This window comes from Flavobacterium sp. 21.1, from assembly GCF_057801535.1.
The window spans coordinates 564,519-591,019 of the sequence record NZ_JBYNXA010000001.1; the positions used below are offsets into that span (position 1 = coordinate 564,519).

The 26,501-nt window shown below is 38.5% G+C and carries 20 protein-coding genes; 16 read left to right on the forward strand and 4 right to left on the reverse strand.

Annotated features, from left to right (window positions below):
* Nucleotides 1-53 precede the first annotated feature (53 nt).
* Entirely contained in the window at nucleotides 54-3,722 is a 3,669-nt protein-coding gene (gene purL, locus AC3E9U_RS02585) for a phosphoribosylformylglycinamidine synthase (RefSeq protein WP_488745343.1), read from the forward strand.
* 81 nt (nucleotides 3,723-3,803) lie between these two features.
* The gene (locus AC3E9U_RS02590; protein ID WP_488745344.1) at nucleotides 3,804-4,589 is read left to right on the forward strand and encodes a DUF3667 domain-containing protein; all 786 of its coding nucleotides are present in this window, start codon (nucleotides 3,804-3,806) and stop codon (nucleotides 4,587-4,589) included.
* Between the two features lie 17 nt (nucleotides 4,590-4,606).
* On the opposite strand, the gene AC3E9U_RS02595 is transcribed toward AC3E9U_RS02590, so the two are convergent.
* The 3 genes from AC3E9U_RS02595 to AC3E9U_RS02605 form a co-directional block, all read right to left on the reverse strand.
* On the reverse strand, nucleotides 4,607-6,862 hold the full coding sequence (locus AC3E9U_RS02595) for an ATP-binding protein (protein WP_488745345.1): 2,256 nt from the start codon (nucleotides 6,860-6,862) through the stop codon (nucleotides 4,607-4,609).
* A gap of 208 nt (nucleotides 6,863-7,070) precedes the next feature.
* Nucleotides 7,071-7,649, reverse strand: coding sequence for a dual specificity protein phosphatase family protein (locus AC3E9U_RS02600; RefSeq protein WP_488745346.1), 579 nt, complete (start codon nucleotides 7,647-7,649; stop codon nucleotides 7,071-7,073).
* 97 nt (nucleotides 7,650-7,746) lie between these two features.
* Nucleotides 7,747-9,675, reverse strand: a complete 1,929-nt coding sequence (locus AC3E9U_RS02605; protein WP_488745347.1) for an LTA synthase family protein — start codon at nucleotides 9,673-9,675, stop codon at nucleotides 7,747-7,749.
* A 398-nt stretch (nucleotides 9,676-10,073) separates the two neighbouring features.
* Here AC3E9U_RS02605 and AC3E9U_RS02610 point away from each other — a divergent pair, with 398 nt between their 5' ends.
* The 7 genes from AC3E9U_RS02610 to AC3E9U_RS02640 all read left to right on the forward strand — a co-directional run bounded on the left by AC3E9U_RS02610 (nucleotide 10,074) and on the right by AC3E9U_RS02640 (nucleotide 20,693).
* Nucleotides 10,074-11,852, forward strand: a complete 1,779-nt coding sequence (locus tag AC3E9U_RS02610; RefSeq protein WP_488745348.1) for an AMP-dependent synthetase/ligase — start codon at nucleotides 10,074-10,076, stop codon at nucleotides 11,850-11,852.
* Between the two features lie 116 nt (nucleotides 11,853-11,968).
* Entirely contained in the window at nucleotides 11,969-12,418 is a 450-nt protein-coding gene (locus tag AC3E9U_RS02615) for a MarR family winged helix-turn-helix transcriptional regulator (RefSeq protein WP_488745349.1), read from the forward strand.
* Between the two features lie 93 nt (nucleotides 12,419-12,511).
* Nucleotides 12,512-14,902: a 3-hydroxyacyl-CoA dehydrogenase/enoyl-CoA hydratase family protein gene (locus AC3E9U_RS02620; protein WP_488745350.1), complete on the forward strand. Its 2,391-nt coding sequence runs from the start codon at nucleotides 12,512-12,514 to the stop codon at nucleotides 14,900-14,902.
* A 79-nt stretch (nucleotides 14,903-14,981) separates the two neighbouring features.
* Nucleotides 14,982-16,163 carry an acetyl-CoA C-acyltransferase gene (locus AC3E9U_RS02625; RefSeq protein ID WP_488745351.1) on the forward strand — a complete coding sequence of 394 codons (1,182 nt, stop codon included), beginning with the start codon at nucleotides 14,982-14,984 and terminating at the stop codon, nucleotides 16,161-16,163.
* 45 nt (nucleotides 16,164-16,208) lie between these two features.
* Nucleotides 16,209-16,562 carry a four helix bundle protein gene (locus AC3E9U_RS02630; protein ID WP_488745352.1) on the forward strand — a complete coding sequence of 118 codons (354 nt, stop codon included), beginning with the start codon at nucleotides 16,209-16,211 and terminating at the stop codon, nucleotides 16,560-16,562.
* 73 nt (nucleotides 16,563-16,635) lie between these two features.
* The gene (locus tag AC3E9U_RS02635; RefSeq protein WP_488745500.1) at nucleotides 16,636-18,432 is read left to right on the forward strand and encodes an acyl-CoA dehydrogenase FadE; all 1,797 of its coding nucleotides are present in this window, start codon (nucleotides 16,636-16,638) and stop codon (nucleotides 18,430-18,432) included.
* A 239-nt stretch (nucleotides 18,433-18,671) separates the two neighbouring features.
* Nucleotides 18,672-20,693 (forward strand): S9 family peptidase, encoded by a 2,022-nt coding sequence (locus AC3E9U_RS02640; RefSeq protein ID WP_488745353.1) that lies wholly within the window; start codon nucleotides 18,672-18,674, stop codon nucleotides 20,691-20,693.
* A 90-nt stretch (nucleotides 20,694-20,783) separates the two neighbouring features.
* Here AC3E9U_RS02640 and AC3E9U_RS02645 read toward each other — a convergent pair whose 3' ends face one another.
* Nucleotides 20,784-21,134 carry a 4Fe-4S dicluster domain-containing protein gene (locus AC3E9U_RS02645; protein WP_488745354.1) on the reverse strand — a complete coding sequence of 117 codons (351 nt, stop codon included), beginning with the start codon at nucleotides 21,132-21,134 and terminating at the stop codon, nucleotides 20,784-20,786.
* 68 nt (nucleotides 21,135-21,202) lie between these two features.
* Between AC3E9U_RS02645 and AC3E9U_RS02650 the strand changes: the two genes are divergently transcribed.
* The 7 genes from AC3E9U_RS02650 to AC3E9U_RS02680 all read left to right on the forward strand — a co-directional run bounded on the left by AC3E9U_RS02650 (nucleotide 21,203) and on the right by AC3E9U_RS02680 (nucleotide 26,498).
* Entirely contained in the window at nucleotides 21,203-22,261 is a 1,059-nt protein-coding gene (locus tag AC3E9U_RS02650; protein WP_488745355.1) for an acyl-CoA reductase, read from the forward strand.
* Between the two features lie 101 nt (nucleotides 22,262-22,362).
* A complete protein-coding gene (locus AC3E9U_RS02655) occupies nucleotides 22,363-22,764 on the forward strand; it encodes an LNS2 domain-containing protein (RefSeq protein ID WP_488745356.1) in 402 nt (133 codons plus the stop codon).
* 5 nt (nucleotides 22,765-22,769) lie between these two features.
* Entirely contained in the window at nucleotides 22,770-23,843 is a 1,074-nt protein-coding gene (gene serC / locus AC3E9U_RS02660; protein ID WP_488745357.1) for a 3-phosphoserine/phosphohydroxythreonine transaminase, read from the forward strand.
* 161 nt (nucleotides 23,844-24,004) lie between these two features.
* Nucleotides 24,005-24,961 carry a D-2-hydroxyacid dehydrogenase gene (locus AC3E9U_RS02665; protein ID WP_488745358.1) on the forward strand — a complete coding sequence of 319 codons (957 nt, stop codon included), beginning with the start codon at nucleotides 24,005-24,007 and terminating at the stop codon, nucleotides 24,959-24,961.
* A 59-nt stretch (nucleotides 24,962-25,020) separates the two neighbouring features.
* Nucleotides 25,021-25,572, forward strand: a complete 552-nt coding sequence (locus AC3E9U_RS02670; protein ID WP_488745359.1) for a hypothetical protein — start codon at nucleotides 25,021-25,023, stop codon at nucleotides 25,570-25,572.
* A 103-nt stretch (nucleotides 25,573-25,675) separates the two neighbouring features.
* Nucleotides 25,676-26,140 carry a DUF6146 family protein gene (locus AC3E9U_RS02675; RefSeq protein WP_488745360.1) on the forward strand — a complete coding sequence of 155 codons (465 nt, stop codon included), beginning with the start codon at nucleotides 25,676-25,678 and terminating at the stop codon, nucleotides 26,138-26,140.
* 28 nt (nucleotides 26,141-26,168) lie between these two features.
* On the forward strand, nucleotides 26,169-26,498 hold the full coding sequence (locus tag AC3E9U_RS02680; RefSeq protein ID WP_488745361.1) for a DUF6787 family protein: 330 nt from the start codon (nucleotides 26,169-26,171) through the stop codon (nucleotides 26,496-26,498).
* Nucleotides 26,499-26,501 lie beyond the last annotated feature (3 nt).

Below are 26,501 nucleotides of genomic sequence, written 5' to 3' on the forward strand. Positions count from 1 at the left end.
ATCCGACACGGGCCAAACTGTTTGGAACGCAGCGGAATAAAACAACTCACACAATGATTCATTTCTTCGGAAACCAAACGAACACTGTTTTTGCTGTTCAAACGCAAAACGAATTATCGACTGAAGACATCAACAAATTAAACTGGCTTTTCGGCAACGCACATAAAATAGAAAAATCCGTCCTTGCGGATTTTTTTGTTGGGCCCCGCGCCGCCATGATCACGCCATGGAGTACCAATGCTGTTGAAATCACCCAGAATATGGGCATTTCAGGAATTATCCGAATCGAGGAATTTGAAAAAACAACTTCAGATTTCCATGCGTTCGATCCGATGATTTCTCAAAAATATGCTGAATTAAACCAAGATATTTTTACGATCAACATTCAGCCGGAAGCTATTCTGGATATTGATGATATCGCTGCTTACAACAAACAGGAGGGTTTGGCGTTGAGCGATGAAGAAGTAGATTATTTAGATAATTTAGCTGTTAAACTTGGAAGAAAACTAACGGATTCAGAGGTTTTTGCTTTCTCTCAGGCGAATTCGGAACACTGTCGTCACAAAATTTTCAACGGAACTTTTGTAGTGGATGGTGAAGAAAAACCAACTTCCTTATTCAAATTAATCAAGAAAACTTCAGAGACAAATCCTAACGATATTGTTTCTGCCTATAAAGATAACGTTGCTTTCGTTAAAGGACCGAAAGTGACACAATTCGCACCAAAAAGTGCTGACAAACCTGATTTTTACCAGGAAAAAGAATTCGACTCGGTTCTTTCCCTAAAAGCAGAAACCCACAACTTCCCTACTACGGTTGAACCGTTCAGTGGTGCTGCAACAGGTTCAGGCGGAGAAATCCGTGACCGTTTAGCAGGTGGACAAGGTTCGTTACCATTAGCCGGAACAGCGGTTTACATGACTTCTTATTCAAGATTAGAAGAAGACCGTCCTTGGGAAGATGCGATGAACGCAAGACCTTGGTTGTACCAAACACCAATGAATATCTTAATCAAAGCATCAAACGGAGCTTCGGATTTCGGTAACAAATTTGGTCAGCCGCTAATTACAGGTTCAATCTTAACTTTCGAACACGAGGAAAACAACCGCAAAATCGGTTACGACAAAGTAATCATGCAAGCAGGTGGAATCGGATACGGAAAATTAGATCAGGCAATTAAAAAGAAACCACAGGAAGGCGATAAAATCGTAATTCTTGGTGGAGAAAATTATAGAATCGGAATGGGTGGTGCTGCGGTTTCTTCTGCAGATACCGGAGCGTTCGGTTCAGGAATCGAATTGAATGCAATCCAACGTTCAAATCCGGAAATGCAAAAACGTGCTGCCAATGCCATTCGTGGTTTGGTGGAAAGTGACAACAACCCAATCGTGTCTATTCATGATCACGGTGCGGGCGGACACTTAAACTGCCTTTCTGAATTAGTGGAAGATACAGGAGGTTTAATCGATTTGGATAAATTACCGGTTGGTGACCCTACCCTTTCTGCTAAAGAAATCATTGGAAACGAATCTCAGGAAAGAATGGGATTGGTTATCGGGGAAGAAAATATCGATATCCTTCAAAAAATTGCAGACCGTGAGCGTTCGCCAATGTACCAGGTGGGTGATGTGACTGCGGATCATCGTTTTACGTTTGAATCCAAAACAACTGGTGCAAAACCAATGGACTATGCTTTGGAAGATTTCTTCGGAAGTTCGCCTAAAACCATCATGAATGACAAATCGGTTCCTGCTAATTATGCGGACTTACAATATTCAAGTGAAAATATTCCAACCTACTTAAACCAAGTACTTCAATTAGAAGCAGTAGCTTGTAAAGACTGGTTAACCAACAAAGTAGACCGTTGTGTGGGCGGACGCGTAGCAAAACAGCAATGTGCCGGACCATTACAATTGCCATTGAACAACGTTGGAGTTATGGCGTTGGATTTCAAAGGAAAAGAAGGTATTGCAACTACTATCGGTCACTCCCCTGTTTCAGCTTTGGTTGACCCTGTTGCTGGATCCAGAACGGCAATCGCAGAAGCGTTATCAAACATTGTTTGGGCTCCGTTAAAAGACGGATTGAAATCAGTTTCTCTTTCTGCCAACTGGATGTGGGCCTGTAAAAATGAAGGTGAAGATGCAAGATTATACGAAGCCGTAAAAGGATGTTCGGATTTTGCTATCGAATTGGGAATCAATATTCCAACCGGAAAAGATTCACTTTCCATGAAACAGAAATATCCGAATGATGAAGTAATCGCGCCGGGAACGGTTATTATTTCCGCAGCCGGAAACTGTTCTAACATTACTAAAGTTGTGGAACCTGTTTTGAAAAGAAACGGCGGAAACATCTACTATATTAATTTGTCTCAGGATAACTTCAAATTAGGAGGTTCGTCTTTTGCACAGATCACAAACAAAATCGGTTCGGAAGTTCCTACAATTACAAATGCAGAATTCTTCAAAAAAGCGTTCAATGTATTACAGGATTTGATCAAAGACCGTAAAATCAATGCCGGACACGATGTTGGAAGCGGTGGTTTAATCACTACGCTATTGGAAATGTGTTTTGCAGATGTGAATTTAGGTGCTTCTTATGATCTGTCTTCAATAGGTGAAAAAGATACTGTAAAGGCGTTGTTCAATGAGAATATCGGAGTGGTTTTCCAGGCAAATGCTGAAGTGGAAGCTGTTTTTGCTCAGAACAATATTGAAATTTTCAACATCGGTTCCGTAGTAGAAGGTGATGTGGTAACTTTCATCAATAACAACGATGCTTATACTTTAAGTGTTTCAAAATTAAGAGACACTTGGTACAAAACGTCTTTCCTTTTGGATTCAAAACAATCTAAAAACGGAATGGCGGCAGCGCGTTACGAAAATTATAAAAACCAGCCGTTAACCTATGCTTTCCCTTCTCATTTTGATGGAAAAGCACCGGTTATCGACAATACAAAACCAAGACCAAAAGCGGCTATCATCCGTGAAAAAGGAAGTAATTCCGAACGTGAAATGGCTAACTCAATGTATTTGGCAGGATTTGATGTAAAAGACGTTCACATGACGGATTTGATCTCAGGTCGTGAAACGTTGGAAGATATCCAATTTATCGGAGCTGTAGGTGGTTTCTCAAATTCAGACGTTTTAGGTTCGGCTAAAGGTTGGGCCGGAGCATTCCTTTACAACGAAAAAGCAAAAACCGCTTTAGAGAACTTCTTCAAACGTGAGGATACTTTATCAGTAGGGATTTGCAATGGTTGTCAGTTGTTCATGGAATTGGAATTGGTAAATCCGGAACATGAAGTACACGGGAAAATGCTTCACAACAACTCCCACAAACACGAAAGTGGCTTTACTTCCGTAACGGTACAGAAAAATAATTCGGTAATGCTTTCTTCTCTGGAAGGTGCTACTTTGGGAGTTTGGATTTCTCATGGAGAAGGTAAATTCAACTTACCCTATTCAGAAGAGAAATACAACATCGTTGGAAAATACGGTTATGAAGGATATCCTGCAAATCCAAACGGTTCTGCATTCAACACCGCTATGATGTGCGACAAAACAGGTCGCCACTTAGTAACTATGCCACACATTGAGCGTTCTACTTTCCCTTGGAATTGGGCACATTACCCGGACAACGGACAGAAAGATGAAGTAACACCATGGCATGAAGCGTTTGTGAATGCACGTAAATGGATTGAAGCAAAGAACAAATAAGATTTTTATAAATTCTGAAAGAAAGCACTCTAATTTTAGGGTGCTTTTTTGTATTATTGTAAGAAATTATTCTGTTTCAACATGAACCACGCCAATTGCTTAAACTGTGATACTTCTTTATCGGGTAAATTTTGTTCTAATTGCGGACAAAAGGCAGATACCCACAGAATCACTTTCAAACATTTCATCATGCATGATGTTTTGCATGGTGTATGGCATTTTGAAAAAGGCATGCTTTTCACGGCTAAAGAAGCACTCACCCGTCCCGGCAAGGCTGCTTTGGATTACATAAGCGGAAAACGCATCCGATATTACAATGTATTCTACCTCATCTTATTACTCATCGGTTTAAATATATTTATCAACCACTATTACGACCACTTCCAGGAAGTATACAACGGACTTCATGAAGGCGTTAAAAACAGTAACGGCAAAAAGATTGCCGCTTTTATGAGTAAGTATGCCAAGTTGATAATTTTTTCCTTTGTCCCTTTTTTTGCTTGGAATGGCTATTTGGTATTCCGAAGAAAAAAACTGAATTTAAGTGAACATTTTATCGTTGCCGGAATTATATTTTTGGGAATACTTATAATACAAACGATTGGTAGTCTGTCTACTTTCTTTGATTTCACAAAACACTTTGGTATTTTATCCGATATTGTCAGTACAGCCGCGGTCCTAATTATTTTTCTATTTGTTTTATACAGCTATTACAGTGCCTTTAAGGAAAATTACAGCAAAGTTGGTTTTTCGCTCCGAATGATCTTATTTCTTTTATTATTGTTTTTTGAGTTAATCTTCATGCTGATCTGCATTGTTGGATTTGCAACGGATTGGAAGTTTGGAGATATCACATATCTACCATAAAAACGAAACCGTCTTTTTTACTGCTTTTTGCAATAGTAAAGAATCGTATTATACAGTTCCTCGACATTCACAGGTTTACTGAGGACCTTTCTGATTTTTGAAGCGGTGAACAATTCTTTATTGACATCTTCGGAAATGGCGGTCAAAGCAACGATGGGAATATCGGGTTTAAATTTTGAGATATAATCCGATGCTTCAAAACCATCCATGATAGGCATCATTATATCCATTAAAATCAAGGAATAATCGGCTTGCCCCACCATATTGCAGGCTTCAAAACCGTTATTGGCCACATCACAAACATAGCCTTTTTTGGTAATGATCTTTTTAGTGATTAGCTGATTGGTCTTATTATCTTCCACCAGTAAGATTCTCACGCTGGACGGATCTTCTATTTCATCAGATATCGGAATTGATTCAGATCCTTCAGTTTCATTCGGAATTTCAAAATCCAATGAAAATGAAATCGTTGTTCCGAAATTAGGTTCCGACTCAATGTTTATTGTTTTACCGAAAAGATCCAGTGTCTTTTTTACTAAAGTCAGTCCCAAACCACTTCCTCCATATTCATAATTAATCTTATCCGACCCCTGAAAGAACAAATCATAAATTCTGTCCTTGATTTCAGGTGCTATTCCGATACCCGTGTCTTTGATTGCGAATTGGATTTCCGCCTTTTCATCCTTTTCGGATATCTTTTTGGCTTCTACAAGAATGCTGCCGTTTTTTGAGAATTTAAAAGCATTATCGATCAGACTGAATAAAACCTGTCTTAGTTTAGCTTCATCAAAGATCAGTTTATGCGGTATTTTAGAATCAAACTGTAACGAACTGCTGTTACCGTTATTTCTGTTTTTTTTCACGGAATCAATCATTTTTGACAGCAATGGTTCCAATAAAACAACATCATTTTTAGGAATATAGTCGTTGTCAAAACTATCAATTACATTGATTTCAATGATATTACCCGATAAATTATACAGATTTTGAACAGAAGACTCCAATTCGTCGAGGTTTTTCTCATAATGGGTTGTATCCTCCCTCATTAAATGCAGGAGTCCGTTTAAAGTGTAAATAGGCGTTCGCAATTCATGTGAAATGGTATCAAGAAGCTTTTTCCGGATATTCAATGCAGCTTCCAGTTCTGAATTTGCCTTATGAAGCAATTCATTTTTTTCATTCAATAACTGGTTTGTAGAGCTCTTGAATCGGGCATTCCTATATTGAATATACAACAGTATCAAGAGACTGATAATCGTAATCAAACAGAGAATAAGCAAATAGTTTTTGTATTTAATGTTCTCCGTTTTAAGTTCATTTTGTTTGATTATCGACTGGAACTTAATGTTTTTTACCTGCAGTTCCCTTTTTTGGTTCAGCGACTGATTCAATTTTACCACCCGGTACACCAATCGTTTCTTAAAATAATTGTTGGCTATTTTTAAATTGGCTGCCGCTTCCTGGAATTTAGTCTGTTTTTCGTACAACTCTCCCAATATTAGATAGTAACGGGATTTTAATACGAAATCATTATCATGGTTCTGAAAAAAATCGGATTTCTTTACAGCGTCTAAATATTGAAAAGCTTTGTCGAACTGACCTAAATTAAAATAGCTTTCCGCAATAAATAAATTGATTTCAGGCTGATCGGGACTGCCTCCGGTTTCCTGATTGATTTTCAGGAATTTCATTGAATTCTCTAATGTTCTGTTCCAGTCTTCCCGTCGAAAATACAGCAGCGTAAGATTATAATACAAATCCACCTGCTTATTTTTAGGGGCATATTTCGTCAGGTATTTTTCGGATAAAAGCGTATATTTTTCATCCAAAACGGTTTTCCCCTGAGAATTATAAAATACCGCCAGATGTTCATAATATTCACCTCGTATGCAATTGTTATTGTGAGTCTCCAATATCTTACCAACTTTATCCAGTGATTTTTTGCTGGTAGCATAATCGTATTCCGTCAAATAGAAATAGGAAATCTCTAAATAAAGATATAACAACTGATCATAATTTTTATCAGCAACCAATCGTTTCTCTAAATTGTTTATGATAGTGGTTCCCTGCTGATAGGCTTCATATTCATTTTTTGAAATAAGCGCTTTGGCTCGTTCAAATTCTCTTAATACGGTGCTGTCGATTACAGTTTGTTGGGAAAAAGCTAAAGAAGGAAGGAAGAAAAAAAAGAACAAATATCCCAATGATCGCAACGAAGATTTGAAATCTTTGTTTTTAAGAAAACCACGGACCAATGTTTTTAAATGTTCCACCGTTCTGAAATTTAGCTGATATTGAAGTTACGACAATATTCACTTGTAATAAAATATTTTCGATTAACGTCAAGCCATCTTGTTAAATTTCAACATTTTATATGCATAATGTTACGATTTCGAGCCAGAAACAACATTTATCTCAGCAATGGGCATAAAAAAACCATTTTTAATCAAAAATGGCTTTTTTAATACTGTAAGCAATAACTTATTTTTTTTCAGCTTTGTCTTTTCTGCTTTCGTATTGATGAAGGTAATCACCTTTCGGTTTTCCTAAATCAAACGAACTCCATTTGGTTAAAAAGCGGGTATTTTCTCTCGCCTGATCTCTGTCCATATCTTCATATTCAATGCGGTACAAAGCAGAATACATTTCGGCGCGCCCTGTTCCGTGATAACAATGGATCAAAACCGGGTAATTGTCCTTATTATCCATAATCTTTAAGAAGGAATCCACTTTATCCTGCGTCGGAACCTGATCCGAAGGATTACTGTAGTAATTAACACCTTTGATTTTTGAAACCGCCACACGCTCCTGCTCTAATTCTCCAGGTTGCTCCGGATTCAGAACCAAATCATTAGTTCCCGGCATTCTCAAATCCACAATCGACTTGATATGGTATTTTTTCACATAACTTTCGATTTCATTTGGCGGAATTACCCCACTTTTATAGACTTTCCCTTCCGTAATGGTCTCGAAATTATGATTGATGTTCATATCATAAACATACTTACCAACTCCGATAACCACAATTAAAAGGACCAATAATCCTATTTTCTTTTTCATATCTGTATAATTTATTTTTTAGCGGTCATATTTGGTATCGCCTTATTTTTATCGGTGTTTGCTTGGGCAAACTTGTTGTTAATGGCGATTTCATAACTTATTTTTTATAATATAATTTCTGATCAATGATTCGTTCGAAATAATCCTGAAGAATAGCTTTACAAGCCTCCCCGTTTTCGAGCATTTCTTTATTCGGTTTAGAAATCAGGTTGCGTTCCAAAGCTTTGTCGTTTATGTCATAATAACCGACAACTTCTTTTCCGTCAAAAGTACAGATATAATTGCCGCGTTGGAACTGGTACAGATTTCCGTTAAAATTAATCGTATATGGTTTGATCTTTTTATCGCCGATTAAACTTCTTCCCCAACTTCTGAACGGCTTATCATAACCTACCATATCCAGAATCGTCGGATAAATATCGATTTGTTGCGCCAATTCTTTACTTTCGCCTTTCAGACTTCCATCAGGTTTATAAATTAAGATCGGAGTGGCTGTTCGGTTAACTACTTTTTCATATTCTCCGTAATATGTCTGATTTCCGTGATCTGCAGTAATGATGAAAATAGTGTTCTTAAACCAAGGCTGCTTTCTGGCTTCCTCGAAGAATTTCTTAAATGAATAATCGGTATATCCTACACATTGGTGCATCGGCACGTGACCTTTCGGAAACTTATTCTTATACTTTTCAGGCACAATATAAGGTTCGTGAGACGAAACTGTGAATACTGTACTGAAGAATGGTTTTTGCTTTTTATCCAAGGTCTGCTTCATGAACTGAAGGAATGACTCATCCCATATTCCCCAAACACCGTCAAATTCAGCATCGTTATTGAATTCGGTTTTACCATAATAATGATCGAAACCAAGAATGTTACCAAAGCCTAAAAAGCCCATCGAACCATTTGGAGCGCCGTGAAAGAAAGAAGTATCATAGCCCATTTCTTTAAGACAGGAAACTAATGACTGGATCTTCTGTTTTGGGAATGGTGATGAAGTAAATGCATCTCTAAACGAAGGTATTCCTGCTATTATTGAAGACATTCCGTGAATGGACTTACTTCCGTTAGCAAAACCGTTAGTATAAATCATACTGTGTTGTGCTAATGAATCCAAAAATGGCGTATATCCTTCATAATTAAGGATTTTCATGTCTTTATTATAAGAACCCCAGTATTCGCGTCCGAAACTTTCTGTAATGATCAGTACGATATTCGGCGTAGATTTCGGATTGTTCGCATATTGCTTGATCGGTTGGAAATTAGCTTCAACAACGCTTTCATCCACCAGATTAATTTTCTTAAAGCTGGTTGTCCCCATAGTTCTGATGATCGCAAATGGCGTGTTTAAAACAACATCTGCGTGCTGGGGTTTTGTCACATATCGGTTGGCGTCAATTAAATTGATAGGTCGGGTACTTTTTTTAAAATCACCTCTTATTCCACCAACAGTCAACAAAGCAACCAACAAAACACCAATAATAGAAAAAGGGAAATATTTCGCTTTCGTGTGCTTAATCGGTCCATGAGTAACGCGCACTTTTCTGTACAGATAAATCCAAAGTGCCGCCATTAGGAAGAACAGCAGATACACATGCCAGTAGCTGATCAGGAAACGGAACATCATCGATCCTTTATCCTTTTCATGTTCCAAAGAATCCCATACCGCAATTGTGGTTCGGGCGTAAATGAATTTATAGTAAATTAAATCGATGAAATTTGTCGCATAAGCAATCAGATTGGTAACGAAATAAAGGTAAAACAAAAACTTCTGATAACCTTGCTTTGTATTGATCCATAAAGGTAACACCGATAGCAAAATAAAAAGACCATTTATGTACAGAATCGCTGTTGTATCAAAGGTTAATCCGTGATAAGCCAATCTGAAAAATTCGCTAATTGAATCTATTTTCAATAAACTGTAGTTATAGACAAAGAACAGGACGCGGGCAATAAAATAAAAAACATATACCAGCAACAACCTGTAAAACAAAGCCTTATACTCACCTATCCGAAAGAAATTCTTCATAATTTGTTTTGAAAATCGAAATTTTTTGCGTCCAAAACTACGAAATATGGACCTGAAAACCGCTTCATTATGAAAAGATTAATAATTTTTTAAGTTTCAAAACAACCTTTCGTTCTCAAAAAAATACTATGCTTTCATACTATTTTACCTTTTGTTGCCGAACAAGAGCTTACTCGTTCAAAATTTACAGATGAAAAAGAGCTAAAATTCTTTCAAAACAAACTCCAATTGCAAAAAGCATAGTGGATAATAACCAAACTCAAAGTTATAATTACCAACGTATTACAGTTTCGACTTTGAAAATAAAACAATGAGATATAGCTAATACCCATGCTTTTCCCTTTTTTTTTGCAATAAAATTTAATTTTTCATAATTTGCAGAAATAAAATCTGCGAAAATGATTCAAATTACACGTCTTTTTGATTTCCCTTATTATCAGCTGGAAAAATATAATTTATCTGATGCTCTGGTAACGAAACAAAATGGAGAATGGATTAAAACTTCTACAAAGGAATACTTAGATAGAGCAAATGCCATTTCAAGGGGATTGCTTCGCATGGGAGTTCAGAAAAATGATAAAATAGCTATTATCTCTTCCAATAACAGAACCGAATGGAATATCACTGACATTGGTGTGTTACAAACGGGAGCGCAAACTGTACCTATTTATCCGACGATTTCAGCAGAAGATTATGAATACATCTTAAATCATTCGGAATCAAAATACTGTTTCATTTCAGACATCGAAGTTTTCACCAAAATAAACTCCATAAAGCAAAATGTTCCGACGTTAAAGGAAATCTACTCTTATAATGATATACCAGGATGTAAAAACTGGAAAGAAGTATTGCAATTAGGCGAAGACACTTCTAATCAGACTGAAGTTGAAGAAAGAAAAAACAGCATTACAACAACTGATCTCGCTACAATAATCTATACCTCCGGAACTACCGGACGCCCGAAAGGTGTTATGTTAAGCCATCAGAATATTGTTTCCGACGTACTGATGAGTGCACCAAGAGTACCGCTAAGAGCCGGAAATTGCCGCGGCTTGAGCTTTTTACCGGTCTGCCACATTTTTGAAAGAATGATTCTGTACCTCTACCAATATTATGGCATTTCAATCTACTTTGCGGAAAGTATTGAGAAAATGAGTGACAACCTGAAAGAAGTGAAACCAAACGTAATGACAGCGGTACCACGTCTTTTGGAAAAAGTTTACGACAAGATATACGCCAAAGGCACCGATTTAACCGGAATTAAAAAGAAGTTATTCTTTTGGGCCATTGATTTAGGATTAAAATACCAACCCTATGAAGCAAACGGCTGGTGGTATGAATTCCAATTAAAAATTGCGCGAAAATTAATTTTCAGTAAATGGAAAGAAGGTTTGGGTGGTGAGCTTGAACTTATGGTTTCAGGAAGTGCCGCTTTACAACCAAGACTGACCCGCGTATTTGCTGCGTCGGGAATCCCAATCATGGAAGGATACGGTTTGACCGAAACATCACCCGTAATATCGGTTAACGAACAAAAAAACCGAGGTTTTAAAGTCGGAACCGTAGGTCGCGTTTTAGATGGGGTTGAAGTAAAGATTGCCGAAGACGGAGAAATCCTTTGCAAAGGCCCGAACATTATGATGGGTTATTACAAAGATGAAACCCAAACGAATGAAGCCTTGAAAGGTGGCTATTTCCATACCGGAGACATCGGCGAGATCGATTCGGAAGGATTTTTAAAAATCACCGATCGCAAAAAAGAGATGTTCAAAACTTCCGGCGGAAAATATGTAGCTCCTCAGGTTTTGGAAAACACTTTCAAACAATCCCGTTTCATAGAACAGATCATGGTAGTTGGTGATGGTGAAAAAATGCCGGGCGCTTTCATTCAGCCGAATTTTGATTTCGTAAAAGAATGGGCCAAATTAAAAGGACTGAACATTGGTACAACTGAAGCGGAAATCTCCTCAAATCCGGAAGTTAAACAACGTATTCTGGAAGAAGTCGAAGAATTGAACAAAAAATTCGGAAACTGGGAGCAGGTCAAAAAAATCGAACTTACTCCGGACATCTGGTCCATAGATGGTGGTCATTTAACACCTACGATGAAGTTAAAACGTAAAATCATAAAAGAGAAATATCAGAATCTTTATGATAAAATTTACAATAATGCTTAAAAACACGCATACTCCTCTCAATTGAGGAGTTTTTTTTTAATTACCTTAAAAATATTACAATTTTTATTATGCATGCATAGTATTTATTTGTATATTTGAATTCCTTTAGAAAAAGTATGAAAGATAAAACAATTGATTATGTCCTAAGAGCGACCTGGCAGGCAGTAGCCAGAATGTACAATGAAGAGGCTACAAAATATGGAGCTACCATGGCTACGGGATTTGCTTTGCTAAGTATCGACAAGGAAAAAGGAACGCCTTCCACAGCAATTGGAACCCGAATGGGAATGGAAGCTACAAGTCTGACAAGAACATTGAAATCAATGGAAGAAAAAGGTCTGATTATCCGCAAGAAAAATCCAACCGACGGACGCGGAGTCATAATCCATCTTACCAAACTGGGAAAAGAAAAAAGAGAATTATCAAAATCGACCGTTTTGAAATTCAATGAAACAGTAAGAACGAATGTCACTGAAGAACAGCTGAACAGTTTTATGGAAGTAGCAGAAATCATTAACGAACTGATTGCCGATAAAAACATATTCAATCTCGAAGACAAAGAATAAACAAAAACATTACAGGAACGAGTCAAACCTTCTGATTGTATTTATAAGATTTGAAACGTTAGCATAACCATCAAAAAAAAACAAACCTTACAAATGAAACGACTTATCAAAAAAGTAGCGGTGATCGGATCCGGAATTATGGGCTCCGGAATTGCTTGTCACTTTGCCAATATAGGTGTCGAAGTACTGCTTCTCGATATTGTTCCGAGAGAACTGACTGAAGCAGAAGCCAAAAAAGGACTTACGCTGGAAAATAAGGCCGTCCGAAACCGATTGGTGAATGACCATTTATCAAATGCATTAAAATCGAAGCCCTCTCCTATTTACGATCAGAAATTTGCAAGTCGTATCGCAACGGGAAACACAACTGATGATTTAGCAAAGATCAAAGACTGCGATTGGATCATCGAAGTTGTTGTTGAACGATTGGATATCAAAAAAGCTGTTTTCGAACAGATTGAAAAATACAGAAGACCGGGAACATTAATCACTTCCAACACTTCCGGTATTCCGATCCACTTTATGAGCGAAGGAAGAAGCGAAGATTTCCAGAGACATTTCTGTGGAACCCACTTCTTTAACCCAGCTCGTTATTTAAAATTATTTGAAATCATACCGGGTCCACAAACTTCAGCCGAGGTATTGGACTTCTTAAATGAATACGGTGAAAAATTCTTAGGCAAAACTTCAGTTATAGCCAAAGACACACCTGCATTCATCGGAAATCGAATCGGAATCTTCGGAATCATGAGTCTGTTCCATTTGGTAAAAGATATGGGACTAACCATTGAAGAAGTTGACAAACTGACAGGCCCTGTGATCGGAAGACCTAAATCAGCAACTTTCCGTACGGTCGATGTAGTTGGTTTGGACACTTTGGTTCACGTTGCCAACGGTTTATACGAAAACTGCCCGGACGATGAAGCCCACGAATTGTTCAAACTACCGGATTTCATCAACAAAATGATGGAAAACAACTGGTTTGGAAGCAAAACAGGTCAGGGTTTTTATAAAAAAGTAGACAAAGACATTCTTTCTTTAGATTTAGATACTTTAGAATACCGCGCGGCTAAAAAAGCTTCATTCGCGACTTTGGAAATGACCAAAACGATTGACAAGCCAATAGACCGTTTCAAAGTATTGGTCAAAGGAACCGACAAAGCCGGAGAATTCTACAGAAAGAACTTCAGCGCCATGTTTGCATACGTTTCTAACCGTGTTCCTGAAATTACAGACGATTTCTATAAAATTGATGATGCCATGAAAGCCGGTTTCGGCTGGGAAAATGGTCCGTTCGAAATCTGGGATGCTATCGGCGTGGAAAAAGGAATCGAATTAATGAAATCGGAAGGACTTAGTCCCGCTGCCTGGGTAACTGACATGCTGGCATCAGGAAATTCATCGTTCTATACTGTAAAAGAAGGTGCAACTTATTATTATGACATCGCCTCAAAATCACAGCTAAAAATTTCTGGACAAGATTCATTCATTATCTTAAATAACATCCGCGAAAGCAAAAAAGTATGGAGCAATCCAGAAGCAGTAATTCAGGATTTGGGCGACGGTATTCTGAATCTGGAATTCCAGTCAAAAATGAATTCCATCGGTGGTGGGGTGATTCAGGGAATCAATAAAGCCATCGACCTTGCAGAAAAAGAATACCAAGGCTTAGTGATTGGAAATCAGGCCGCAAACTTCTCTGTTGGCGCGAATATTGCAATGATATTTATGATGGCTGTTGAACAGGAGTATGACGAATTAAATATGGCCATCAAAACGTTCCAGGACACCATGATGCGTCTGCGTTATTCGGGAATTCCGGTAATTGCAGCGCCTCACGGGATGACATTGGGTGGTGGTTGCGAATTGACCATGCACGCGGACAGAGCCGTAGCTGCAGCGGAAACCTACATCGGATTGGTTGAATTTGGTGTCGGTGTAATTCCGGGCGGCGGTGGTTCTAAGGAAATGGCGCTTCGTGCTTCGGATCTATTCCGTAAAAACGATGTGGAACTGAATGTTTTACAAGAATATTTCCTTACAATCGGTATGGCAAAAGTGGCTACTTCCGCTTATGAAGCTTTTGATACCGGCGTTCTTCAGAAAGGAAGAGATATAGTTGTGGTAAATAAAGACCGCCAGATTGCAGAAGCTAAAAAACAGGCTCTTTTAATGGCTGAAGCGGGTTACACGCAACCGGCGAAACGAAAAGACATCAAGGTATTAGGAAAACAGGCTTTAGGAATGTTTTTGGTAGGAACAGATCAGATGAAAGCCGGACAGTACATCTCGGAGCACGACCGTAAAATCGCTAACAAACTGGCTTATGTAATGGCCGGCGGTGATTTATCGGAACCGACATTAGTCAGCGAACAATATTTACTGGATCTGGAAAGAGAAGCTTTCTTATCGCTTTGTACCGAAAGAAAAACCCTGGAAAGAATTCAGTTCATGTTAACCAAAGGAAAACCGTTGCGTAATTAGAAAATAGATACAAGAAGCAAGAAACAAGAATACAAGTCGATTTTGTCTCTTGTCTCTTTCCTCTCAAAAAAACAATAAAATGAAAACAGCATATATCGTAAAAGCATACCGAACCGCCGTTGGTAAAGCACCAAAGGGAGTATTTCGTTTTAAAAGACCTGATGAACTGGCGGCTGAGACCATCGAATATCTGATGAAAGAGTTGCCGGACTTCGATAAAACCCGAATTGACGACGTAATGGTAGGAAATGCCATGCCGGAAGCTGAACAGGGTTTGAACATGGCCCGTCTGATTTCCTTAATGGGATTGAAAATAAATGATGTTCCGGGCGTGACCGTAAACCGCTATTGTGCTTCGGGAATTGAGACTATCGGGATGGCCACAGCTAAAATCCAGTCGGGAATGGCACATTGTATCATTGCCGGCGGTGCAGAAAGTATGAGTTATATTCCGATGGGTGGCTACAAACCTACTCCGGATTATAAAGCGGCCGCAGCAGGTCACGAAGATTACTACTGGGGAATGGGATTAACTGCTGAAGCGGTTGCAAAGCAATTCAACGTTTCACGCGAGGATCAGGATGAATTCGCTTATAATTCACATATGAAAGCCTTAAAAGCTCAGGGAGAAGGCAAATTCGACACACAAATCGTTCCTATTACAGTTGAACAAACTTATATTGATGAGAATGGTAAAAAAGCGACCAAATCTTATGTCGTTACTAAAGATGAAGGTCCGAGAGCCGATACCAACAAAGACGCTTTATCCAAATTAAAACCCGTTTTCGCAGCGGATGGTTCGGTTACCGCCGGAAACTCTTCGCAAATGAGTGACGGAGCAGCATTTGTAATGGTTATGTCGGAAGAACTGGTAAAGGAACTAAACCTTGAACCGATTGCGCGATTAGTAAACTTCGCTTCTTCAGGTGTTGAACCTCGAATTATGGGAATCGGTCCGGTAAAAGCAATTCCGAAAGTTATAAAACAAGCCGGAATGCAACTGAAAGACATCGAATTAATCGAATTAAATGAAGCTTTTGCGTCGCAATCCCTGGCTGTTATCCGTGAATTAGGATTAAATCCGGATATCGTAAACGTAAACGGTGGCGCCATTGCTTTAGGTCACCCATTAGGCTGTACCGGTGCGAAACTTTCGGTTCAGTTATTCGACGAAATGAAACGTCGCGGAAACAAATACGGAATGGTAACCATGTGCGTGGGAACCGGGCAGGGAACTGCGGGGATTTATGAACTTTTATAGAACAAAGAACATAGATTATAGAGAATAGATATTAGCCAAAATGACATGAGTAAACGCCACAATTACAAAAATTTAAAGATTTGGACAATAGGAATCGATATTGCAAATGAAGTTTCAGATATTTTGTTAGAATTTCCCAAGCATGAGAGATATGATTTGTGCTCTCAGTTAAGCCGATGTTCGGTTTCAATACCAAGTAACATCGCTGAAGGATCTTCCAGGACAGATAAATCTTTCAATCATTTTATTGATATTTCTTTAGGTTCATCATTTGAATTGATTACACAACTTGTAATTGCTAAACATAGAAATTATATAAACGAAAAAACTTTTAACCAATTAGAAATGAAGATAGAAGAATTCCAAAGAATGACTATGTCATTTCAGAATAGTCTTTAAGTCTATATTCTATCATCTATTTTCTATAATCAATTAAAAAACTAAAACTATGGAAAATATCACAACTAAAACTATGGAAGATATCACTAGAGGTGGTCAGTTCCTGGTAAAAGAAACCAACTGTGAAACGGTTTTCACACCTGAAGATTTTAACGAAGACCAAATTATGATGCGTGATTCTGTTAAGGAATTCGTCGATAAAGAGCTTTGGGCACATAAAGATAAATTTGAGAAAAAGGATTATGCATATACGGAAGAATGCATGAAAAAAGCCGGAGAGCTTGGCTTTCTTGGCGTAGCTGTTCCGGAAGAATATGGCGGATTAGGTATGGGATTCGTAAATACGGTGTTGGTTTGTGATTATATCTCAGGTGCTACAGGCTCGTTTTCGACTGCTTTTGGAGCACATACCGGAATCGGGACAATGCCAATCACATTATATGGTACCGAAGAACAAAAACAAAAATACGTTCCAAAATTAGCGTCTGGCGAGTGGTTTGGATCTTATTGCCTGACGGAACCGGATGCCGGTTCGGATGCGAATTCCGGAAAAACGAGAGCAGAACTTTCAGCTGATGGAAAAAGCTATAAAATCAACGGACAGAAAATGTGGATTTCCAATGCCGGTTTCTGTCACCTGATGATTGTTTTTGCAAGAATCGAACATGATAAAAACCTAACCGGTTTCATTGTCGAATACGATGCTGCCAATCCTAACGGAATTACCCTTGGTGAGGAAGAACATAAACTAGGGATTCGCGCCTCTTCTACCCGTCAGGTTTTCTTCAGTGACACAGTCGTTCCTATTGAAAACATGTTGGCTGGTCGAGGTGACGGTTTCAAAATTGCGATGAACGCCTTAAATATTGGTCGTATCAAATTGGCCGCTGCCTGTCTGGATGCGCAACGCCGCACTATTTCAGGAGCTGTAAAATATGCAAACGAAAGAATACAATTCAATACGCCTATTGCTAATTTCGGTGCCATTCGTTCTAAAATTGCTGAGATGTCCGCGTCATGTTATGCAGGCGAAAGTGCAACTTACCGCGCCACCGGTAGTATAGAAGAAAGAATCAATGCTCGTGAAGCCGAGGGAAATTCACATCAGGAAGCAGAATTGAAAGGTGTTGAAGAATTCGCCATTGAATGCTCTATTTTGAAAGTTGCCGTTTCTGAAGATATACAGAACGCTACGGACGAAGGAATTCAAATTTTCGGAGGTATGGGATTCTCTGAAGACACTCCCATGGAATCAGCATGGAGAGATGCCCGTATAGCCCGTATTTACGAAGGTACGAACGAAATCAACCGTATGCTTTCCGTTGGAATGTTGATTAAGAAAGCAATGAAAGGACATGTGGATTTATTAGGTCCGGCCACGAAAGTTGCTGAAGAACTAATGGGAATCCCTTCTTTCGATGTTCCTGATTATTCCGAATTATTCGCTGAAGAAAAAGAAATGATCGGAAAACTGAAAAAAGCTTTCTTAATGGTGGCCGGTTCGGCAGTTCAGAAATATGGTCCGGATTTAGAAGCACACCAACAGTTACTGATGGCTGCAGCCGATATGCTGATTGAAATCTACATGGCGGAAAGTACTATTCTGAGAACTGAAAAATTGGCAAAATCAAAAGGAGCCGAAAACGTAAAAGAACAAATCGCCATGGCACAATTGTATTTATATCATGCAGTGGATACCATCAATCAGAAAGGTAAAGAAGGTATCGTTTCTTTTGCTGAAGGTGACGAACAACGTATGATGTTAATGGGATTACGCCGTTTTACAAAATATACAAATATGCCAAACGTAGCGGCTCTGAGAGAAACTATTGCTGCTAAAGTTGTGGCTGAGAACACTTACTGCTTTTAATCGGAAAGATTAACTGACTTGAAAATTGGTTTAGTTTGTTTAAAAAACCGTTTTTGCTTCCTGCAGGGCGGTTTTTTTTATGTCTTTTCTTTCCTGAATAATATCCGCCTTGTAATCAACGGAATAAAATGCATGTCATCGTCTAAAAGAAAGAGAGCAGCTGAAAAAAAGTATCTTTAAGTAGCATTTCAGAATTCCCCTACTTACATTTTTTCACTCTCATTTAAACTATTTAGATTATGAAACAAGTTAAAATTATTCTTTTTATTGGTTTTGCTTTGATGAGTCTGACCAATATGGCTCAAAAAAAACAATTACCGCCCATCATTGACAGAGAATTGTTTTTTGGAGATCCCGAAATTACCGGAGCACAATTGTCACCAGACGGTAAATTCATTTCCTTCATCAAAACTTACAAGGGAACCAGAAACATCTGGGTAAAAAAAACTAATGAGGATTTCAAAAAAGCCAAACCGATTTCCGGTGATACTTTGCGCCCGATTTCTAATTATTTCTGGTCGAGAAACGGTAAATATATTCTGTACTCTCAGGACAAAGGAGGTGATGAGAATTTCAATCTTTATGCGATTGACCCAAATGAAACCTTAAAAAAAGGACAGGATATACCAACAAGCAAAGACTTAACAAACTTAAAAGGAGTCAGGGTTTATATTTATGAACTTCCCTTAAATGATCCTGACATCATCTACATCGGACTAAACGACCGTGATAAAGCATGGCACGATCTTTATAAGCTAAAAATTTCCACCGGCGAAAAAACATTAGTATATAAAAACCTCGAAACCGACCGAATTACTGGCTGGATTTTCGATTGGGACGGCAATTTACGATTGGCCACGCGTTCCAATCAGGATGGAAGCAATGACATATTAAGAGTCGATAAAAACAGCTTCGAAAAAATATACAGTACCAACTCCTTTGAGTCGGCCGATCCGTACATTTTTGACAAAGACAACAAGAAAATCTATATCGTAACTAATAAAGGTAGTGATATTAACTTTTCACAATTAATGCTTTTAGATCCCAAAACCCAAATAGCAGAGTTTGTGGAAAAAGATCCGCAAAACAAAGTGGATTTAAACGGACTAAATTTTTCCGAAAAAACAAAATCAATTGTTTCGACAATCTACAACGACAGCAAACGAAGAATGTACTGGAAAGATAAGGGCTTTGAAAATGATTATAAATTGGTACAAAAATCATTTCCTAACGATGATATCTCATTCTTTTCTTCCAATCTTGACGAAAATCTCTGGCTATTGAGTGTTTCCAGTGATATCAATCCGGGCAGTGTATATCTATTCGATCGAAAAACAAAAAAAACAACTTTTCAATATTCTCCAAGACCAAAAATTCCAACCAAGGATTTAGCAAAAATGACTTCCATTACTTATAAATCGTCGGACGGAATGGAAATCCCGGCCTATTTGATTTTACCTAAAGGGGTTGACAGTAAAAATCTTCCTGTAGTAGTAGTCCCTCATGGCGGACCTTGGTCGAGAATTTATTGGGGTTACAGCGGACTGCCACAATTTCTGGCCAACAGAGGTTATGCCGTATTAATGCCGAATTTCAGAGGTTCTACTGGTTACGGAAAAAAATTCATCGATGCGGGAAATAATGAATGGGGACAAAAAATGCAGGACGATATTACGTGGGGCGTCAAATATCTGGTTAACCAGGGAATTGCCGATCCAAAAAGAGTTGGAATAATGGGCGGTTCTTACGGCGGTTATGCGACATTAGCAGGAGTAACATTTACACCGGACACTTATGCTGCCGCTGTTTCTATTGTCGGACCTTCAAATCTGAACACTTTGCTTAATTCCATCCCTCCGTATTGGGAATCGATTCGGAAAATGTTCTATCTGAGAATGGGAGATCCAAATACTCCGGAAGGTAAAGAACAGTTAGTAAGACAATCGCCTTTGACATATGCTAACAAAATCAAAACTCCGCTCATGGTTGTCCAGGGCGCAAATGATCCAAGGGTTAACAAAGCGGAATCGGACCAAATAGTAGTTGCACTGCGCGACCGAGGATTCCCAGTTTCTTATATTTTAGCACCGGACGAGGGACATGGTTTTCAAAGACCGGTTAATAATATGGCGATGTACGCCGAAGCCGAAAAATTCCTCGCCAAACACCTTAACGGCCGCTACCAGTCCAGCATGACCCCGGAAGTGGAAAAACGACTGAAAGAAATAACGGTTGATGTCAGCACCGTTACCTTGAAATAGAATTATTCAATCAATAAAAAAGCCTGAAAGTTGAACGACTTTCAGGCTTTGTTTTTTTAATTTGAAGCATTCTGCTGTCTGCCTTCTTAATTATTCGTTGTGCAAGAACGATTGTCTGTTTAACAATGTTTCTTCGTCTTCCACATGATTATCATCGGGAACACAACAGTCTACCGGACAAACAGCAGCACATTGCGGCTCTTCGTGGAATCCTTTACATTCCGTACATTTTCCGGGAACAATATAATAGATATCATCTGAAATAGGAGTTTGAGGAGCCTCTGCATCCACTTCTGTTCCGTCAGGAAGTACTACTTTACCTCTTAAACTTGTTCCATCTTTGTATCTCCAATCGTCTGCTCCTTCATAAATTGCAGTATTCGGACACTCCGGTTCACAAGCCCCGCAGTTGATACATTCGTCTGTTATTATGATTGCCATAGCGTATATTAATTATTAAGCGTAAATTTGCACAAAATTACAATCAAAACCTATCATAAGCAAATTATATGAACCTTAATCAGAAAAAATCAGCTTTCGTAGAATTAGGCAAATTTTTAAGTCAGTTTTCATTGGATAATTCCTCCCGAAAAGAAGGTGTCTTGCACAATGATTTGTTCTTTGATAAGTTTATCGATCTGATTGCATTATCTCAAAGTCACAATGGCTGGTTTACGCCTGAGCAGGTGCATTACGCCATCGATTCTTGGGCAGAAGCTTTAACTGAAGAGAATCTTACTGAATGGCTTTCAGCTTATGATTTTTCGAATGTTCAGCCAAAATCGGTCGGACTGATACTTGCCGGTAACATTCCGCTGGTTGGTTTCCACGATTTTTTATCGGTTTTGATTTCCGGAAACAATGTTGTTGTAAAAATGTCTTCGAATGATCAGAAGTTACTTCCTTTCCTTGCCGATTACCTTATTACAGTGGCTCCGGAATTAGCAGAAAATATTAAGTTCACCGAAGGAAAACTGGAAAATTATGATGCGGTAATCGCAACCGGCAGCAACAATACAGCACGTTATTTTGATTATTACTTTAAAGACGTACCGAATATCATCCGCAAAAACAGAAATTCTGTCGCCGTTCTTGATGGAAATGAATCCAAAGAAGATTTAGAAGCCTTGGGAGAAGATATCTTCCGCTATTTTGGTTTGGGATGCCGAAGTGTTTCCAAGCTTTTTGTACCCAGAGGATACGATTTCAAAATGTTTTTTGAATCTATATACAAATACGGAGACATTATTCATTATGAAAAGTATGCCAACAATTACGATTACAACAAAGCGGTATTCTTGATGAGTCTTTTTAAACTTTTGGATAACGAATTTTTAACTTTAAAAGAAGATTCAAGCTACGCTTCCCCTATTTCATCTGTATTTTACGAATATTACGATGATTTGGAAGCGGTAAAAAGCAAACTGTTAGAAGATTCGGAAAAAATCCAATGTATTGTGTCAAATAATTTGATAAATCGCAGTATTTTGTTCGGAAAATCACAAAAACCGAAATTATGTGATTATGCTGATAATATCGATACTGTTCAATTTTTATTAAAATTATAGCATTTTACCCCCGAAAATGATAATAATAGCGCAGATTGTGTTTTTTCATCAATAAATTCGGTTTTTTTTTTGAAATTTGCTTGCATTAAACACACAACCTAATGCAACTACAACACAAAGACAACCTTAGTCCTGTTTTACCAGACGGGATTAAGAACTACCTCATTGACATTGACGGTACAATTACGGAAGATGTTCCGAACGAACAACCCGAAAGAATGGCAACCTGTGAACCCTTCCCGGATGCCTTGGAAACAATCAACAAATGGTACAGCGAAGGCCATCGGATTTGTTTCTTTACCTCAAGAACCGAAGAACATCGTGAAGTGACCACTCAGTGGCTCAACAAGCACGGATTTCAATTCCATAGCATCTTATTTGGTAAACCGAGAGGCGGAAATTATCATTGGATTGATAACCACCTTGTAAAAGCAACCCGCTTTAATGGTAAATTTACCGATCTGATTGAAAAAGAAGCAGTAATCCAGGTTTTTAACGATTAACATCAATGAAAAAACATAATTTCAGCGCAGGACCTTGCATTCTGCCACAGGAAGTATTTGAAAAAGCAGCACAGGCAGTTTTGGATTTCAACGGAATGGGATTGTCCATTTTAGAAATCTCCCACAGAGACAAAGCGTTCGTTGCGGTAATGGAAGATGCCAGAGCACTGGCTTTAGAACTTTTGGGTTTAAAAGGTAAAGGTTATCAGGCATTGTTTTTACAAGGCGGTGCCAGTATGGAATTTTTACGAATTCCTTATAACCTAATGAAAGTTAACGGAAAAGCAGCCTATCTTGATACAGGAACCTGGGCGAGCGGCGCCATCAAAGAAGCAAAACCATTTGGTGAAACCGTGGTGGTTGCTTCCTCGAAACCGGACAATTATACTTATATTCCGAAAGAATATTCTATTCCGACAGATGCTGATTATTTCCACTGCACCAGCAACAACACGATTTTCGGAACGCAAATGAAAAATTTTCCGGAAATTACTGTTCCAATGGTTTGCGATATGAGTTCGGATATTTTTTCAAGAACTTTAGATTTTTCAAAATTCGATCTGATATATGCCGGAGCTCAGAAAAACATGGGGCCAGCCGGGGTAACTCTGATTGTTGTAAAAGAAGAAATTCTTGGAAAAACAGGAAGAGCCATTCCGAATATCATGAACTATCAGCAGCATATCGAAAAGGAAAGTATGTATAATACACCAGCTGTTTTTGCAGTATATACGTCACTTCTTACTTTACAATGGCTGAAAAACCTTGGCGGAATCCCAGCAATTGAAAAACTTAACGAGGCTAAAGCAGCATTATTGTACGCAGAAATCGACAGAAATCCGCTATTCAAAGGTACGACTGTGAAAGAAGACCGTTCGCTCATGAATGCTACTTTCGTTTTAACGGATGAAAATCACAAAGAACTATTTGATTCGATGTGGAAAGCAGCAGGTATTTCGGGAATCACCGGACACCGTTCTGTTGGCGGGTACAGAGCTTCGATGTACAATGCATTGCCAATTGAAAGCGTTCAGGCTTTAGTTGACGTAATGAAAGAGTTGGAAAAAAGTATTCAATAATAAGATAGCAGAAGGCAGATAACAGAAGGCAGATAACAGAAAGCAGATACCAGAAGGCAGAAAGCAGATAGCAGAAAGAAGAAACTGTATTTAAAAGCTTTCTTTTCCTTTATCCCTTTTCTCTTCTCCCTTGTCCCTACCATAATTAATAAAATAATAAAATGAAAATATTAGCAAACGACGGACTTTCAGAAAGCGGAATCAACGCTCTTGAGAAAGCCGGATTTGAAGTAATAACAACCAAAGTGGCTCAGGAACAGGTAGCCAATTATATCAATAACAACAACATCGATGTAGTGTTAGTCCGCAGTGCGACGAAAGTGCGCAAGGATATCATCGACAGTTGTCCGTCCTTAAAAATTATAGGTCGTGGCGGAGTTGGAATGGACAACATCGACGTAGATTATGCAATAGCAAAAGGAATTCACGTAATCAATACGCCGGCTTCTTCATCCGAATCAGTGGCGGAATTAGTTTTCGCTCATTTATTCTCAGGCGCGCGTTTTTTACATGATTCCAACAGAAATATGCCGTTGGAAGGTGATTCACAATTCAATAGCCTTAAAAAAGCATATTCGAACGGAATCGAACTTCGCGGAAAAACAATAGGAATCATTGGTTTTGGCCGTATTGGTCGTGAAGTGGCACGAATGGCACTTGGTTTAGGCATGAAAGTTCTGGCAACAGACAAACATGTGGACGAAGCAGTAATCAAGGTCGATTTCTATAACGGACAGTTCATCAATGTAAACATAGAAACGGAACCATTGGAAGATATTTTCAGACATTCTGATTTCATTACCGTTCATACGCCAGCCGTGGGTGATCATTTAATCGGAGAGAAAGAATTTGCAATGATGAAAAACGGTGTAGGAATTGTTAATTGTGCCAGAGGTGGGGTGATTGATGAAGTAGCACTGATCGATGCGCTTGATGATGAAAAAGTTCTTTTTGCAGGATTGGATGTTTTTGAAGAAGAACCAACCCCGGCCATCCAGGTTTTGATGCATCCGAAGATTTCGCTGACGCCACACATTGGTGCCGCTACACTGGAAGCCCAAGATCGAATCGGAACAGAACTGGCAACGCAGATTATCAGTCTGTTAAAGAACGATTAACTCAAATTTGTAACTGTTTTTTCACTAAATTTGATATCCAACCTTTAAAATTTATTTCAATGTTAGATCAGATATCAGAATTAGTAAAACAATTTGGTGGTGATGCCATTGTAAACAATCCATCAGTTCCAAACGAGCACAACGAGGCTGTGATGAGCGAAACCGGAAACAGTATTTTGTCCGGACTCCAAAGCATAGTAGCGCAAGGAAATGTAAACGATGTCGCCGCATTATTAAAAGGCGGAAATATTGATGCTTCAAATCCTGTTGTACAACAGTTGACCAATCAGCTTTCGGGTAATCTGGGACAGAAATTTGGTTTGAGTTCTGATGCTGCTTCAGGTGTTGCCGGAAATATGATTCCAAACGTCTTAAATTCATTAGTAGGCAAAGCCAATGATCCTAATCAGCCCGGATTCAATGTTTCGGATATAGTTAACTCTATTGGCGGTGGATCAGGATTAATGGATGCCATCTCAAAATACGGGGGACAGTTCGGATTGGATCAAAACAGGGACGGGAAAGTAGATATCAATGACGCTGCCGCAGCCGTTTCTGGAAAAAGTGGCGGTTTTTTAAGTGGTATTCTCGGAAAACTGTTCGGAAAATAAAACCTATAAACCTATAAAAGCCAGACTTTAACGTCTGGCTTTTTTGTTAATTAGATATTTCTTTTGTTCAAGTTTTAGTAACTTTATAGTAAATTAGAAAGCAATGAAAACCTTACTTTACATATGCGTTGTAACATTGGTAACTGTTATGTTCGGATGTAATTCCACAGCAAAACCTGTTGCTGAAAACAATCCAAATACGAAGACTCTTGCTGAAAATAAACCTGAGGAAGTCAATGACACAGTTCGCATTTCCAACCTTGATATGGGCTATGAGGTAATCATTTTAGATGTAGGATTCAGACCATGGTTACAAACTACTGCAAAACCAAGAAATTTTTACAGTCAGAATTATCTTGAAAGCAGAAATGTACCTTGGGTAGTGGAATGGAACAACAGAGTCCGTTCACCAAAATCCAAATATGATTCCGACTTATATCTACTCCAAATAGATTATCAAAACGGCACAGATTATGGTTATGAAGTAAACTATTTACTTTATAATTATCTGGTTTATTTTCAATTAAAAAATAATATTCGTTTGGGAGGTTTTGCGCCTCGACCATAATTTGTATTTTTGGGCATATTTCTGAAAAATGTCAAATTTAAAACAGCGTTGGGGTATTAAAAGTAATTGGCAGATGGCGGTCATCATAATCGTTTTCGCCATTACCGGAACTACGGCTTCCTATCTTTCGAAGCCCATCTTGGCGTTATTAGGCATTACCAAAGATAACTTACATCCTGTTTTGTACTGGACACTTTATATCCTGATCATATTACCGGTTTATAAAGTACTGTTGGTTTTGATCGGAACCCTATTCGGACAACACACATTCTTTAAAAATTTCGTTTACAAAATGTTGCGAGGCATGAAACTTGGTTTTATCGCCGACGCCTTCGAAAACAAAAAAGGAGACCAATAAGCC

Excerpts from the sequence above, each read along its gene's own strand:
- AC3E9U_RS02605 (WP_488745347.1), bottom strand. The coding sequence starts at position 9,675 with ATGAAGAATTTCTTTCGGATAGGTGAGTATAAGGCTTTGTTTTACAGG.
- AC3E9U_RS02635 (WP_488745500.1), top strand. The coding sequence starts at position 16,636 with ATGGAAGATATCACTAGAGGTGGTCAGTTCCTGGTAAAAGAAACCAAC.
- AC3E9U_RS02645 (WP_488745354.1), bottom strand. The coding sequence starts at position 21,134 with ATGGCAATCATAATAACAGACGAATGTATCAACTGCGGGGCTTGTGAA.
- AC3E9U_RS02620 (WP_488745350.1), top strand. The coding sequence starts at position 12,512 with ATGAAACGACTTATCAAAAAAGTAGCGGTGATCGGATCCGGAATTATG.
- AC3E9U_RS02590 (WP_488745344.1), top strand. The coding sequence starts at position 3,804 with ATGAACCACGCCAATTGCTTAAACTGTGATACTTCTTTATCGGGTAAA.
- AC3E9U_RS02600 (WP_488745346.1), bottom strand. The coding sequence starts at position 7,649 with ATGAAAAAGAAAATAGGATTATTGGTCCTTTTAATTGTGGTTATCGGA.
- AC3E9U_RS02610 (WP_488745348.1), top strand. The coding sequence starts at position 10,074 with ATGATTCAAATTACACGTCTTTTTGATTTCCCTTATTATCAGCTGGAA.
- AC3E9U_RS02615 (WP_488745349.1), top strand. The coding sequence starts at position 11,969 with ATGAAAGATAAAACAATTGATTATGTCCTAAGAGCGACCTGGCAGGCA.
- AC3E9U_RS02650 (WP_488745355.1), top strand. The coding sequence starts at position 21,203 with ATGAACCTTAATCAGAAAAAATCAGCTTTCGTAGAATTAGGCAAATTT.
- AC3E9U_RS02665 (WP_488745358.1), top strand. The coding sequence starts at position 24,005 with ATGAAAATATTAGCAAACGACGGACTTTCAGAAAGCGGAATCAACGCT.
- purL (WP_488745343.1), top strand. The coding sequence starts at position 54 with ATGATTCATTTCTTCGGAAACCAAACGAACACTGTTTTTGCTGTTCAA.
- AC3E9U_RS02625 (WP_488745351.1), top strand. The coding sequence starts at position 14,982 with ATGAAAACAGCATATATCGTAAAAGCATACCGAACCGCCGTTGGTAAA.
- serC (WP_488745357.1), top strand. The coding sequence starts at position 22,770 with ATGAAAAAACATAATTTCAGCGCAGGACCTTGCATTCTGCCACAGGAA.
- AC3E9U_RS02680 (WP_488745361.1), top strand. The coding sequence starts at position 26,169 with ATGTCAAATTTAAAACAGCGTTGGGGTATTAAAAGTAATTGGCAGATG.
- AC3E9U_RS02640 (WP_488745353.1), top strand. The coding sequence starts at position 18,672 with ATGAAACAAGTTAAAATTATTCTTTTTATTGGTTTTGCTTTGATGAGT.
- AC3E9U_RS02630 (WP_488745352.1), top strand. The coding sequence starts at position 16,209 with ATGAGTAAACGCCACAATTACAAAAATTTAAAGATTTGGACAATAGGA.
- AC3E9U_RS02670 (WP_488745359.1), top strand. The coding sequence starts at position 25,021 with ATGTTAGATCAGATATCAGAATTAGTAAAACAATTTGGTGGTGATGCC.
- AC3E9U_RS02655 (WP_488745356.1), top strand. The coding sequence starts at position 22,363 with ATGCAACTACAACACAAAGACAACCTTAGTCCTGTTTTACCAGACGGG.
- AC3E9U_RS02675 (WP_488745360.1), top strand. The coding sequence starts at position 25,676 with ATGAAAACCTTACTTTACATATGCGTTGTAACATTGGTAACTGTTATG.